The following is a 13,666-nucleotide window of genomic DNA, read 5'->3' on the forward strand; positions in this document are numbered from 1 at the left end:
CGCTGTCGCGGGTCTACCGCAAGTTCGGGGTCCGCTCGCGCACCGCGCTCGCCCACGCGATGACGGTCGCCGTCCTCGCGGCCGGGGCGGCGGCGGTGGATTCCGGCGCGGACGACCAAGTCAAGCCCCCGACTCAGGCGGTGATGACGAGTCAGCCCGACCCCGGTCGAACTTCCCGTACCCGACAACGCCGTTGACGTGACATGCGCCGTTAACACGTAACGCAAGGGTTCCCCCGCTTATGCGGGTGGGGCCGGTGTTCCTACGGTGAAGCCGTTCCCCTTCCGGGACACCACCCCACTCTCCGGAGGACCTCAGTGAAGTCACGCCTGAAACTGGTCGGTCTGGTCGCCGTGCCGGCCCTGCTCGCCGCCGCCGTCCCCGCCGCCTACGCCGCCGGCACCGTTGAACCGCACTCGACTCGCGCGGCTGTCACCGGAGATGTCCTGAAGGGCCTCAAGCAGGACGCGACCCGCACCGGCAACGTCGCCGCCGGGAAGCGGATATCGGTGGCGATCAGCCTGACTCCCCGGAGCGACAAGGCGCTCGACACCTTCGTCGCCGAGGTCAGCAACCCGCGGTCGAGCTCCTACGGCCACTATCTGACGAAGCGCCAGTTCGCGGCGCGCTTCGGCCGGACCGACGCCGAGGTCAAGCAGCTCAAGGACTACCTGCACACGCAGGGGCTCACCGTCACCGCCGTCCACGCGGGAAACCTGGTGGTCGACGCCAGCGGCACCGCCGCCCAGTTGGAGAAGGCCTTCGGCGCCAAGCTGTCGACCTACAAGGACGCCGCGTCCGGGCGCTCCTTCTACGCCAACGAAGCCGCGCCGACCCTGCCGACCGCCATCGCCTCCCTCGTCAGCGACGTGGCGGGCCTCAACAACCGCGTCCAGCTGCACCACCAGGCGCCCTCCACGGTCACCCCCCACAACGGTCCGGGCGGCGGCTACACCCCGGCCCAGCTCAAGGGCGGCTACAACGTCTCCAGCACGTACACCGGCAGCGGCCAGAAGATCGCGCTGCTGGAGTTCGACGGCTTCCAGCAGTCCAACATCACCAAGTACGACAACAACTACGGCCTGGGCTCGCCCACCCCGACCGTGCAGAAGGTGAGCGGCGGCTCGGGCGCGCTCGGCGACGGCCAGGTCGAGGTCGAGCTGGACATCGAGGTCCTGCACGCGATCGCCCCCAAGGCGAACGTCACCGTCTTCGAGGGCCCCAACACCGACGCCGGCGAGGTCGACACCTACCAGGCCATCGTCGACAGCGGCATCCCGACCACGTCGATCAGCTGGGGCGCCGCCGAGAGCGCGCGCACCACCTCCGGCATGAACGCGGTGGACGCCGTCTTCAAGGCGGGCGCCGCCCAGGGCCTCGGCTTCTACGCGGCCTCCGGCGACGACGGCTCCGACGACGCCGGCGACGGCACCACCGCCGTCGACTACCCGGCCAGCGACCCGTACGTCACCGGCGTCGGCGGCACCAAGCTGACCGTCACCTCCTCCAACGCCTTCAGCAAGGAGGTGGCCTGGTCCGGGGGCGGCGGCGGCAAGTCCACCGTCTTCAAGATCCCCAGCTGGCAGACCGCGGTGCAGAAGAGCGCCGGCGGCGGCTTCCGCCAGGTGCCGGACGTCTCGGCCCACGCCAACCCCAGCCCCGGCCTCTCGATCTACTCACAGGGCAGCTGGTCCTCGGTCGGCGGCACCAGCGCCGCCGCGCCCGAATGGGCGGCGTTCGCCGCGCTGTACAACCAGCGGGCCGCGGCCGCCGGCGACGCCAACCTCGGCTTCGCCAACCCCGCCCTCTACGCGGCGAACGGCACCGGCTTCCACGACATCACCAGCGGCAGCAACGGCGCCTACTCCGCGGCCACCGGCTGGGACTTCACCACCGGCTGGGGCTCGTACAACGCCGCGACCCTCGCGACGAAGCTGCTCGGCTGACCTTCAGTCACCGAAGACCAACCGACAAGGCGCGGGCCGGGATCACTCCCGGCCCGCGCCTTCGGTCTGCTGGTCCGCCCGTCTGCCGGTCCGCGGGTCCGCCGGCGGCCGAAAGCGGCGGGCGACATGAGCGTCCTCGGCCGCCGCCAGGCGAAGCGGTCGACCTCAGGCAGCCGCGGTCCGGGCGGCCGCCCCTTGCCAACCCGCTTCGTCGACGTGCTCATCGGGCTTCCGCCCGAGGAGCACGTCAGAGCCGGGCACCGATTCCGGTCAGCGCCCGGACTTCCATCTCCGCTTGTTTGTCCGGATCCGCGGGACGCCTGCTGAACACGGTGCCGAGGTATCCGCACAGGAACGAGAGCGGAATGGACACGATGCCGGGATTTGTAAGCGGAAAGAGGTGGAAATCAACGCCGCTGATGATCGACGTCGGAGTACCCGAGACCGCCGGCGAGAAGACGATGAGCACGAGGCAGGACACCAGACCGCCATAGATGCTCCACAGCGTCCCCGAGGTGTTGAAGCGTTTCCAGTACAGCGTGTAGAGCATCGTCGGCAGGTTGGCGGACGCGGCGAGCGCCAGGGCCAGCGACACGAGGAAGGCGATGTTCTGTCCGTCGGCCACGATGCCGCCGATGATGGCCAGGAAACCGATCACGAGCGCTGTCAGGCGGGCGACCCGTATCTCGGACCGGGGATCGGCCTTACCCCGCCGGATCACGTTGGCGTAGACGTCATGGGCGAACGAGGCCGAAGCGGCCAGCGTCAGACCGGCCACGACCGCCAGGATCGTCGCGAAGGCCACCGCCGAGACGATTCCCAGGAGCACGACTCCACCGATACGGAACGCGAGCAGAGGCGCCGCGGAGTTCTCCCCGCCCGGGGCGTGAACAATCGCGTCGGAACCGACCAGGGCGGTGGCGCCGTAACCGACGACCAGGATTCCCAGATAGAACGTGAACATCGACCAGGAGCACCACACCACCGACCTGCGCGCCTCCTTGGCATCGGGCACGGTGTAGAAGCGCATCAGCACGTGCGGCAGGCTGGAGATGCCGAGGACCAGCGACAGGGCCAGCGAGACGAAGTCGAGTTGGCTCGTCGCGCTGTGGCCGTACGCGCTGCCCGGCTCAAGCAGTCGCTCGCCCAACGGGCTGTTCTGCGTGGCCTGGTGAAGGAGCGCCGAGAAGCTGAATCCGAACTTGCCGATGATGAACACGCTCATGAAGGTCACGCAGACCAGGAGCAGGCCGGCTTTGATGATCTGCACCCAGGTCGTGCCCTTCATGCCGCCCACCAGCACGTAAAGGAGCATGACGACGCCCACGCCGGTGATGAGGAGCGCCTGCCCGCCCCTGGTGTGCACGCCCAGCAGCAAGGCGATCACACCACCGGCGCCGGCCATCTGGGCGAGCATGTAGAAGAACGTGATCACCAGCGTGGCGTTGGCCGCCGCGGCCCGCACCGGGCGCTGCTTCATACGGAAGGCCATCACGTCACCGACGGTGAAACGCCCGGTGTTGCGCAGTCTCTCACCGATGAGCAGAAGGGCTACGAGCCAGGCGACGAGCCATCCGACGGAATAGAGGAATCCGTCGTAACCATGAACGGCTATCGCCCCGGAAATCCCCAGGAAGGAAGCCGCGGAGAGGAAGTCGCCGGACATCGCGATGCCGTTCTGCACACCGGTGAAGGCGCTGCCCGCGGCATAGTAGTCGGACGCCGTCTGGTTTTTGTTGGTGACCTTGTAAACGATGAACAGAGTGATTACGACGAATATCAGGAACACGCTCAGATTGAGCGTGGGGTTACCGGTCGCGCCAGCGGCGGTCTGCCATGTCATTTCGCGTCGACTCCCGCCAGTTCGCGGATCCTGTCCACTTCCGGATCAATCTCCTTCCGGGCGAAGCGCCGGTACGCCAGGACGATCGCCATCGTGGACGCGAACTGTGTCAGACCGAGGATGGTGCCCATGTTGATTTCGCCTGACACCTTGCGGCTCATGAATCCGTGGGCGTAGGCGGAAAGCAGGGTGAACGCCATGTACCAGAGGAAGAAGAGCGCGCTCATCGGAAAGACGAACAACCGAAGCCGTCTGCGCAGCCGGGCGAACTCCTGACTCTGCTGAATCGCACGGTAGTCGGGCTCGCCTTCGCCACGCGGATCGATGAACTCCTGTCCGGCAGACCGCTCGGACACGTCGAAGGCGGGCGACCCCACCGGTCTGGTCACTTTCCTCATTCCTGGACGTTCGGGCAGGCGGGCGCTCGGGTGCTGCCTCGGCGAGAGACGCGAAGGAGCGAGCCGTAGCCCCCTGAGCGGTGGAGTGTAGTGAGATGCCGCGCGCCGTCAAACAACGCCCCCGGCTCACGCGGCGAGCACCGAACCCCGCAGGGACTTCTTGACGTTCCCTGGAGAGCCGCTTGACCACTCGGCGTCCCGGGCGGTTGCAAGTTAACTGTGACTTGACTTTTCCAATTCCCGATGTTAGCCGAGCCGAACCATGGGCGTGCGACGTCGCCGACCGGGCCGCCGAGTGTGGAGAACGCGTGAGCAAAAGGATTGTTTCGTGGTTGGTGGAGTGGGGGCCGCGTTGTTGCCGTTCGCCCGGTTGTCCTAAGCTCCTCTGAGTTCCAAACAGCACTTGACCGGTAGCTACATGGCATGCGGCAATCGGATCGCATCCGGGAGCTGGGAGGTGGAACAATCACTGGGTTTCCTTGGGCACATCCGCGATGTCGCCGGGTCTGCCGGGAGCCCGTGGTCGAACCCTTCGTCAGCTTGCGAGATGCGCTTCTCCACCAACCGGGGCGTATGCCCGCTCCTGGGTTCGCGCACCGCGGCGTGAGCGCAGGCGGTCGCGCCATCCCTCCGGCACCACCCTGTGCTGCCGGGCGTCCCCATCCTGCTCAGGTGAAAACCCGGGAGAAAACAGCATCGTGATAGGTCCCTACGAGCAAGCTGTTCCGAGTACGGAGCTCATACCGTGACCGCGGCCAGACACGCGGCCGCGCGTCCAGTACGGCCATCGCTGTGGGCCTCGCTCGTGCAGTGGCGGAACTGGCGGCTGCTGGTGAAGCTGGCGGCGGTACTGGTCGTGCCCGCCCTGCTCGCCGTCGGCCTGGGCGTCGTGCAGATCCACGGCGACGTCACACGCGCGAACTCCTACGCGGACATGCAACGCCTGGTCAAGCTCCGTGGTGAGCTGCGGACTCTGCTGGAAGCCCTGCAGATGGAACGCACGATGTCCGTCGAGCGGCTGCTCGACGACGCTGCCGTTGATCCCTCCGATCTACGACAGCAGAAGCGTGGCGTCGACAGTGCCCAGGGCGCCGTCACCAGCACCAGGAAGCTGGAGGTCTCCCTGGCGGGCGTCGCGGCGGATCGCTATCGCAACGCCGTAGGCCTCCTGGCCCGCCTGCCTGCCCTGCGCGCGAAGGTGGCGTCCGGCAGCATCGGTTCCTCGACCGCGCTCGACGACTACGGCACGATCATCACGGGACTGCTCACGCTGGACCAGGCACTCGTCAGCAGGTTCGCCGCCCCTCAACTCACCAGGTCGGCGACCGCGTTGTACGACCTGGAGGCGGTCGAGGAGCAGATCCACCTCGAGCACGCGATTCTGCTCCAGGCAGCCGACCGGGGCCGTCCGATGACCACGACGCTCATCAAGGCGCTGCAGGAGGCCGACACGCGCCTGCGGGACAGGGTCAGTGACTTCCGGGCCGTGGCCACCGCCGCGGAGCTCAGCGACTACCAGCGGACGGTCACCGGCCCGGCCGTCACCCGGCGTGCGCACGTGGTGAGCGCCGTGCTGGCCGAGTCCCTCGCGTCGGACGCGCAGCGGAACGCCACAAGGTCACTGCCTGTCTCGGTCAAGAGCTGGAGCCGCGACTCGGAGACCACCGGAAAGCTCGTCGACAAGGCGGCGGACGGCTCCCTCCACACGTTGCGCACAACGTCGGCCACGATGCAGGACCGGACGAGCAGCCAAGCAGGCCTGGCGTCCGTCATCCTCTTCGCGGTGCTGCTGCTCGCCCTCGCCATCGGTCTCGGTATCGGCCGGCATCTGCTGCGGTCGCTGACCGTCCTGCGCTCGACGGCACTCGATGTGGCGGAGCACCGGCTGCCCGCCGCAGTCGTGAGCATGCGCGAGGGGCGGAACGCGGACGCCATGGTCGACGTCGTACCGGTCCACACCACGGAGGAGTTCGGTCAGCTCGCCAGGGCGTTCGACACGGTGCACTCTCAGGCCGTGCGCCTGGCGGCGGAGCAGGCCGCGCTGCGCGGTGACCTCAGGAGCACCCTGGTGAACCTCTCCCGGCGCAGCCAGAGCCTCGTGGACCGTCTGCTGCTGCTGATGGAACAGCTCGAACGGCACGAGGAGGACCCGGAGCAACTGGCCAGCCTCTTCACGCTCGATCACCTGGCGACGCGTATGCGGCGCAACAACGAGAACATGATGGTCCTGTGCGGCAGCACTCTGGTGCGCTCTTCCCACAGTGCGGCGATGGACACCGTGCTGAGGGGTGCCGTCTCCGAGATCGAGCACTACCAGCGCGTGCTCGTTCAGCCCAGCCCTCCCACCGAGGTGATCGGGTACGCGGCCGGCGCCCTGGGGCGGCTCATCGCCGAACTGCTCGACAACGCCACCGCGTTCTCCCCGCCGCACACCCAGGTGGTCGTGGGCGCTACCCGGCAGCCCGACGGCTCGCTGCTGATCGAGATCCAGGACGACGGAATCGGGATGAGCGAGAGCGACCTGGCCAGGGCCAACCGGCACGTGACGACGGACGCCGCCATGGACGCGCCCGCGTCCCGGCAGCTCGGCCTGTCCGTGGTCGGTCGTCTGGCCGGTCGGCACGGCATCGCCGTCAACCTGAGCTCGCGGCCAGGCGTCAGGGGACTGCGGGCCCGTGTTCTGGTACCGGCCAAGCTGGTCACGGCGCCGGCGCCGGCCCTCACAGGCCAACCGGGCGCCATCGCAGAACGCCCCGCTGCCGCGCTTCCGACCCGGACGCGCGGCGGCCGGACGGACGGCGGTGACACGGCATCGCGCCCTCCGCAGCTGCCGTTCGCCGTCGCTGCCGTGACCACAGGGCCCGTCCCGGCCGACACGGACGCGCCTCGGAAGCCCGCCGACTCCTCGTGGTTCCCCCTTGGCGCAACGGCAACGGCACTGGCACCGGCAGCCCCCGGCGCCGGGAACAGCGGGGCCACACCGGTGCCGCGCGCCACACCGGTGCCGCGCGCCGCGGCGGAGGAGCCCGCACCTGTCCCGCCGTCCTCGACCGAGGCACCCGGCGGCCCGGCGCCGACAGGCCGCCCGGCGCCCGCGCCTGCTGTCCGACGCCCGGCCGGGCGCGGTGCGCAGGAGCCTGACCAGCCGGCCGCCCTCACACAGGCCGGGTTGCCCAAAAGGGTGCCGCGTACACGATCCGCTCCGGCCTGGGCCGAGCGGTCCGCCACCGGAGACGGGCCAGCCGCGAGCCCGAACGCCAGCCGCGCCCACAGCTTCCTCAGCAGCTACCAGTCGGGCATCCGTCGGGCGCAGCCCGATCAGACGCCCAATCCATCGGAGACGGGCAGGAACAACCCATGACATCACCCCACTCCCCGGAGGTGAGCCAGTTCGGATGGCTGGTCACCAACTTCACGGAGCGAGTTCCCCATGTGGCGCACGCCGTGGTGATCTCGGCCGACGGACTGCTGCTCACCGCGTCGGACCAGTTGGCAGACGATCGCGCCGAGCAGCTCTCCACCATCGCGGCGGGTGCCATCAGCCTGATCCAGGCTGCCGCCCGCTGTATGGAAACCGGGAACGTGCTGCGTACGGTGATCCAGATGGAGCACGGCAACATGCTGATGATGTCGATCCGAGACGGTTCGTGTCTGGTCGCCCTGGCGGCTCCGGACTGCGAAATCGGCCAGATCGCCTATGAGATGACCGTGCTCGTCGACCAGGTCGGCGAGATGCTGACTCCGGAACTCCGTACCGAGTTGCAGCAATTCCAGCAGACTGCGGCCCGATAACCCGGACGAGGAGAACATGAGCACCGGTGAAGGCCCGTCCGGCCCTCGAAGAGATCAGGAAGCGAAGGACGAACAGACCTTCGCCGACGTGCTCAACGCGTTCAGTTTCGGCAACGGACGGCGGAGGAGGAAGACCTCCGGCACTCGTGGCACGGCGCAGGACACGGCGTACGGCGAGAGCGACGAAGCCTCGCCGCCGCCTGCCGCCGAGCGGTACGGGCCGGCTTCCCAGGTGGACCACCAGTCGGCCGTCTGGGAACCCGGGAACGTGGACCCAGCAGCACCGGCCTCATTCGTCCGCGCCTACGTATTGACGGGCGGCCGGACCAGGTCGCACCACCATTTCGAGGTCGAGACCCTGGTCACAGCCGTCGATCCGGGCGGCGTTCCCGGCGCAGCCACGCAGTGGGACCGCGCGGTGCTGGATCTGTGCCGGGAACCGAGGTCGGTGGCCGAGGTGGCCGCGCTCGTCGCGGTGCCGCTGGGCGTGGCCAAGGTCCTCCTCGGTGACATGGCCGATCGCGGGATGGTCATCGTCCACGAAGCGGCGACCGAGGCCGGCGACGCCCCGCCCCAGGCACTGATGGAGAGGGTGCTGATCGGACTGCGTCAGCTCTGACGGCCCGTCCTCGCCGTAAACCACGTCCGCCGCCGTGGCGCCGGGCGTGTGCGGTGCCCTCAAGCCACCGCGCTTCGAAACCCGCCGACCTGGGGTTCCGTCAGGATCGGCGGGCTTCTCGGCACCATCGGGCCGCCCACGACCACCGGCGGCCCTGGGCGCGTACACCGCGCTGAAGGCCAGGGGCCGGGAGAAGGACGTCCTGATCGTCTCCGTCGACGGCGGCCGCACCGGCACCCAGGCTGTCAAAAACGGCGAGATCGCCGCGACTTCGCAGCAACGACCAGGCAGATCGCGGCGAGGAGCAGGGAGAGCCGGCCCAGGTCGTCGCCCACGTCGGCCCGTAGAGTCCGGGGATCGGGTGGCCGTACGGCCTTGAAGTACTCCGGGTGGTCGGCGCGTAGCGCGGCCGCCCGCCTCGTGGGCGACCCGGCGGACCGCTCCGAGCCCGGTCGACACCAGCATCTTCGCGCCGCCCGACTCCGGTACGCCCCGGACGCGTTCCGCCTTGGTGGGACGCCGCCGCCCTCGAGATCCTCGCCGACGGCGGTCGCACCAAATCGAAATGCCGTACCTCCCAACTGCCGCCTCCGCGTCCTGGGTGAAGCGTACGTTCGTCACCGTCAGCGGATGCGTGGCCCGGTGATCGCGCGGGCCGTACCGTTGAACGTCTGCACATCGGCGCACTGCAGCCAGGCCGACGATGACTACTGCGGAACCTCGCCGAAGATCAGGCGGTGCCCGCGTGCTGTGTCCATGTACTCGCGGACCCGGTGGATCAGCCCGTCCCGGAGCTCGAAGACGAAGCAGTAGTCGCTGGCGTAGTGGCTGCCGTTGGCCAGAGTCGCGGTCATGGTCTCCGCCACGACCACCCGCTCGCCGTCGGCGTAGAAGCCGTGAAAGGTGACGGTGACGTCCTGCACGAAGAAGCGGGGAAAGTCCTCGGCGAGGAAGTGCACGATCGCCTTCCGGCCGACCAGGTGGCTGGGACCCTCCAGCGCGACGGCAGTGGCGCTCCCGGGGGCGCCAGCCACTCGGCGTCCTCCGTGAAGACCGCGGAGATCCGGTCAGCGTCGTGGCTGGCGAACGCCTTCCAGGCGTTCTCACGATGGCGCGGCTCTGCTGTGACATGCCCGCGACCTTGGGTGGGCCCAAGGCGAACGGGCTGGCGGTTCTCCGACATCATCCCCTGCGCGGCCGGTCAGGGCCTTCCGAGGGACAGGCGAGGCAAGCGCCGCGGATTTCCGTCTGGCGTCGGTGACGACCTGACCGGAGGCCGGCCCGGACAAATCCTGGTTCCGCGTCTCGGCACAGACCATAGAGGCCCCCTACAGGCGATACGACGAGGCCCCGAAGCAAGACTGAACCGCCCCGGAGACATCGATCACCGAGGTCAGAAAGCCGACAGACGTGTTCCTGCCTCCGGAGATCAGGCTCGTGCGTCTCGCTGCTGGACTTCCTTGAGGACTCCGGCCACCGTCGCGAAATCATTGTCCACATGGAGAACGGTGTGCCCATGGTGTACAGCTGTCGCACACACCAACAGATCGATCACTCCAGCCGCCCGATGCTGGCCCCGCTGGGTCAGTTTGTACTGGGCTGTGTCGACCCAACGCCAGGCGTTCTTCGGAACCGGAGAGAGCAAGCAGAGCGCGTCCAGTTCCTCTGCGAGCTCATCCCGATGGGACGGGCTGGTTGCCGAGTAGAGAAATTCGGCACGTGTCGGCTCGCAGAGGTGGAACACCCCAGCGGCAATGTGCCCCTCCCAGGGACGCACCGCACCTGGGGTGCGAAACAGGTGCCACAGCGCCGAGGTGTCCACCAGATACGTGATCACTCGAAGGCCTCGCGTCGCGCACGCTTCTCCGCGCCATGCGCCGCCGCGGCCTGCTCGAACTCACCACGTGCACCCCGCGCGGCCAACTTCTCCGCAGCCTCCAGCCGCTTGATCCGCGCCACGTAGTCCCGAAGGGCCACGTTGACAGTCTCTTTCTTCGTCGTGACGCCCATGAGCCGCATGGCCTCGGCCAGCGCCTCGTCGTCAAGATCAATCTGCGTGACGGACATCGGACCCCTCCATCCACGATGTATGCACCCACAATACATCACCAACATTGGACGCGGCCATCGATCACAAACAGACCACGCGAGGGAAGTGCGCCGCATGTCGGGGCGCACCCATGGGCCACTTCCCGCTACGGGACGAGCCGGCAGAGATCGGCCGGACGTCGACACGAACTACCCCATAGAGGCCATGCCCGACTTAACCGGAATCAGCGTCCAGAATTTGTCCAGACGATCATGAAATCATGATCACCACGGGGTCGCCAGGACCCTCACACTCTCGCCCCGACCAGGGAAGTTCCTGGTCAGAAGGTTTCTTCCCGCGTAGCGCGTGGTGGGGCGGGTGGGACTCGAACCCACGGCCGACGGATTATGAGTCCGCTGCTCTAACCGGCTGAGCTACCGCCCCATAGCGGCGTGTCGCGTACATGTGTGCGCGCCGTCTGCCGCAGCATAGCCGCTCATACGATCTCACGCTTCGGCTGGTCGACCTTGCACGACCATGAGGACCGTGCCCTGGCCTGCGCGGTTCCCGCCGACATGAAAAAGGACCCCCAGGGGGCCCTCGTTCACGCTGCTCTCCCGACTGGACTCGAACCAGTAACCTGCCGGTTAACAGCCGGCTGCTCTGCCAATTGAGCTACAGGAGATCGAAGCTCCCCCGACTGGACTCGAACCAGTAACCTGCCGGTTAACAGCCGGCTGCTCTGCCAATTGAGCTACAGGGGAATGCCTCGTTGCATCGAACGCACCTACCTGGGTATTCGCCAGAAGGTGGTTGCTCGCTGCGACACATACATTAGCGCAAGCTGGGGGGTGCTCCGCCAATCGGTTCCCCGGCGCCGCCGTCGGACCGGGGACGTACACGAGGGAAGGGTGGCCGTCATGCGCTACAAGCTCACGTTCGCCGTCGGGCTGGCCGTGGGGTACGTACTGGGCACGCGTGCCGGACGCGAGCGGTACGAGCAGTTGAAGAAGTCCGCGCGGCAGGTCGCCCAGAACCCGGCCGTGCGCAACACCGCCGAGACCGCCGCCCAGCAGGGCCGTCAGTACGCGGGCAAGGCGTATCACGCGGTCAGCGAGAAGGTCGGGGAGCGGATGCCCGAGTCGATGGCCGGCCGGGTGCGCTCACTGAAGGAGCGCAGCGCCCACAACGGTCGGGGCGACGAGTGGGGTACCAGTAACACGTAAGCGCCCTGGCCGTCCCTCGCTGTCTTCCCCTGTATCACGCTGCCTCACCCTGTCTCACCAGGCACAACGTGTCCGTAGGCCGTCGGGCGCGGACACCTCGGCGGTCCGCACGGCCGCATTCGAGCAAAGCGTGCGGCAGAATTTTCGCCATGGGGATAGTCGCCGGGTTGGACAGTTCGCCCGATTTCACTCGTATCGTCGTCTGCGACGCGGATACCGGAGCCGTGCTCCGGCAGGGTTATGCGCCGCATCCGATGGAAGGCGCCGAGAGCGGTGGGCGGCCCTCCGATGTCGATCCGCAGGCCTGGCTGCTGTCCCTGGGCGAGGCCGCGGGCGGCGGGCTGCTCGAAGGTGTGCAGGCCATCGGGGTGTCCTCGCAGCAGAACGCGGTCGTGCCGCTGGACTCGCAGGGCAACACCGTGCGCCCGGCGATGGTCGGCGGCGACAAGCGGGCGCAGGTCGCGGCGGCCGATCTGCTCGACGCGCTCGGCGGGCGCGAGGCGTGGGCGCAGGCGGTCGGCTCCGTGCCGCAGGCGGCCCAGCCGGTGACCAAGCTGCGCTGGCTGGCGAAGAGCGAGCCGGAGGCCGCCGCGCGGACCGCCGTCCTGCTCCAGGCGCACGACTGGCTGGTGTGGCAGCTCCTGGGGCGGCCGGTCCGCCGGACCACCGACCGGGGCGGGGCCTCCGGGACCGGGTACTGGTCGGCCGCCACCGGCGGGTACCGGGCCGACCTCGTGGAGCTGGCGCTCGGTCGCCAGGCGATGCTGCCGGAGGTCATCGGGCCGTCCGACGCGGCCGGTACGACGCCGGAGGGGCTGCTGATCTCCGCCGGCACCGGCGAGACCATGGCGGCGGCGCTGGGGCTCGGGATCGGGCTCGGCGACGCGGTCGTGTCGCTGGGCGCGTCCGGGTCGGTGATGGCCGTGCACCCCGAGGCGCTCGTCGACCAGAGCGGGATGATCACCTCCCTGGCGGACGCGACCGGCATGCACCTGCCCGTCGTCACCACCCTGAACGCCGTACGGACCCTGCGGGGCGCTGCCGAGCTGGTCGGGGCGGCCGATCTGGAGGCGCTGTCGGACCTGGCGATGAAGTCGACGCCGGGGTCGCACGGGCTGGTCATGCTGCCCTACCTGGAGGGTGAGCGGACGCCGAACCTGCCGCACACCGCTGGAACGCTGGCGGGGCTGCGGCGCGAGTCGATGAAGCCCGAGCACTTCGCGCGGGCCGCGTTCGAGGGCATGCTGTGCGGGCTCGCGGACGCGCTGGACGTGCTGCGCGGCCGGGGTGTGGACGTGCGGCGGATCTTCCTGCTGGGGGCGGCGGCCGAGCTGCCGGCCGTGCAGGCGGCGGCGCCCGCGCTGTTCGGGGCGCAGGTCGTCGTACCGCAGCCGGCGGACTACGCGGCGATCGGGGCGGCCCGGCAGGCGGCGTGGGCGCTCGGGGTGTCGCAGGGCACCCTCGACCCGCGCAATCCGCCCGCCTGGCAGGGGCCGGCGGCGCAGGTCCTGGACCCGGGCGACGAGCTGGCGGTGGGGCAGGCGGTGCGGCAGCAGTTCGTGTCGGTGCGGGAGCAGACGCATCCGGGGGCGTTTCGGGCGTAGGGCCCGATCCCGATCAAGTACCCGTCGGACGTTCGTACGTCACCGGGACGACCCCCTAGGGGGCCGTACGGGCGGGGCTGCTACCCCTGTAAGGCCGGAAAAGCACTGCCCTTGGGTTAATCATTGGGGTAACGCGGGCGGAGTGTTCGACGATAGGGGCCAGGGGCAACCAAATACCCGTGCCCCGCCCGCCGACCCCGAGAGACGTA

12 protein-coding genes, 3 tRNA genes and 1 pseudogene are annotated in these 13,666 nt (G+C 68.8%); 8 read left to right on the forward strand and 8 right to left on the reverse strand.

Going from position 1 to position 13,666, the window contains the following annotated elements:
• Both BMZ82_RS33280 and BMZ82_RS33285 read left to right on the forward strand, forming a co-directional pair.
• Positions 1-197 (forward strand): hypothetical protein (locus BMZ82_RS33280; RefSeq protein WP_143098956.1); only part of this gene is annotated, 197 nt, incomplete at its 5' end.
• Between the two features lie 120 nt (positions 198-317).
• Positions 318-1,946 carry a S53 family peptidase gene (locus tag BMZ82_RS33285; protein WP_093781133.1) on the forward strand — a complete coding sequence of 543 codons (1,629 nt, stop codon included), beginning with the start codon at positions 318-320 and terminating at the stop codon, positions 1,944-1,946.
• Between the two features lie 247 nt (positions 1,947-2,193).
• Here the strand turns inward: BMZ82_RS33285 and BMZ82_RS33290 are convergent, their stop codons facing one another.
• Positions 2,194-3,789 (reverse strand): solute symporter family protein, encoded by a 1,596-nt coding sequence (locus tag BMZ82_RS33290; protein ID WP_093781134.1) that lies wholly within the window; start codon positions 3,787-3,789, stop codon positions 2,194-2,196.
• Positions 3,786-4,187 (reverse strand): DUF485 domain-containing protein, encoded by a 402-nt coding sequence (locus BMZ82_RS33295; protein ID WP_093781135.1) that lies wholly within the window; start codon positions 4,185-4,187, stop codon positions 3,786-3,788. The genes BMZ82_RS33290 and BMZ82_RS33295 overlap by 4 nt, the downstream gene beginning before the upstream one ends.
• Before the next feature lie 745 nt (positions 4,188-4,932).
• Between BMZ82_RS33295 and BMZ82_RS33300 the strand changes: the two genes are divergently transcribed.
• The 4 genes and pseudogenes from BMZ82_RS33300 to BMZ82_RS42255 all read left to right on the forward strand — a co-directional run.
• Complete coding sequence (locus BMZ82_RS33300; protein WP_143098957.1) at positions 4,933-7,548, forward strand: sensor histidine kinase; 2,616 nt, start codon at positions 4,933-4,935, stop codon at positions 7,546-7,548.
• On the forward strand, positions 7,545-7,979 hold the full coding sequence (locus tag BMZ82_RS33305; protein WP_093781137.1) for a roadblock/LC7 domain-containing protein: 435 nt from the start codon (positions 7,545-7,547) through the stop codon (positions 7,977-7,979). Before BMZ82_RS33300 ends, BMZ82_RS33305 begins: the two co-directional genes overlap by 4 nt.
• A gap of 16 nt (positions 7,980-7,995) precedes the next feature.
• A complete protein-coding gene (locus BMZ82_RS33310) occupies positions 7,996-8,598 on the forward strand; it encodes a DUF742 domain-containing protein (protein ID WP_093781138.1) in 603 nt (200 codons plus the stop codon).
• 145 nt (positions 8,599-8,743) lie between these two features.
• Positions 8,744-8,884 (forward strand): annotated as a pseudogene (locus BMZ82_RS42255) (sugar ABC transporter substrate-binding protein); the annotation flags it as partial.
• Between the two features lie 421 nt (positions 8,885-9,305).
• Here BMZ82_RS42255 and BMZ82_RS33320 read toward each other — a convergent pair.
• From BMZ82_RS33320 to BMZ82_RS33345, 6 genes are all read right to left on the reverse strand, one after another.
• Positions 9,306-9,632, reverse strand: coding sequence for a nuclear transport factor 2 family protein (locus BMZ82_RS33320; RefSeq protein ID WP_218159080.1), 327 nt, complete (start codon positions 9,630-9,632; stop codon positions 9,306-9,308).
• Positions 9,633-10,027: 395 nt separating this feature from the next.
• The gene (locus BMZ82_RS33325) at positions 10,028-10,435 is read right to left on the reverse strand and encodes a PIN domain nuclease (protein ID WP_093781140.1); all 408 of its coding nucleotides are present in this window, start codon (positions 10,433-10,435) and stop codon (positions 10,028-10,030) included.
• Positions 10,432-10,665 carry a type II toxin-antitoxin system VapB family antitoxin gene (locus tag BMZ82_RS33330; protein WP_093781141.1) on the reverse strand — a complete coding sequence of 78 codons (234 nt, stop codon included), beginning with the start codon at positions 10,663-10,665 and terminating at the stop codon, positions 10,432-10,434. Before BMZ82_RS33330 ends, BMZ82_RS33325 begins: the two co-directional genes overlap by 4 nt.
• A 329-nt stretch (positions 10,666-10,994) precedes the next feature.
• Positions 10,995-11,071: transfer RNA gene (locus BMZ82_RS33335), tRNA-Ile, on the reverse strand.
• Positions 11,072-11,239: 168 nt separating this feature from the next.
• A tRNA-Asn gene (locus BMZ82_RS33340) sits at positions 11,240-11,312 on the reverse strand.
• A 6-nt stretch (positions 11,313-11,318) separates the two neighbouring features.
• Positions 11,319-11,391: transfer RNA gene (locus BMZ82_RS33345), tRNA-Asn, on the reverse strand.
• Between the two features lie 156 nt (positions 11,392-11,547).
• Here BMZ82_RS33345 and BMZ82_RS33350 point away from each other — a divergent pair.
• On the forward strand, positions 11,548-11,853 hold the full coding sequence (locus BMZ82_RS33350) for a YtxH domain-containing protein (protein ID WP_143098958.1): 306 nt from the start codon (positions 11,548-11,550) through the stop codon (positions 11,851-11,853).
• Between the two features lie 149 nt (positions 11,854-12,002).
• Positions 12,003-13,457, forward strand: a complete 1,455-nt coding sequence (locus BMZ82_RS33355; protein WP_093781143.1) for an FGGY family carbohydrate kinase — start codon at positions 12,003-12,005, stop codon at positions 13,455-13,457.
• The last annotated feature ends 209 nt before the right edge of the window (positions 13,458-13,666 follow it).

This window comes from Streptomyces sp. yr375, from assembly GCF_900110755.1.
Taxonomy (GTDB): Bacteria; Actinomycetota; Actinomycetes; order Streptomycetales; family Streptomycetaceae; genus Streptomyces.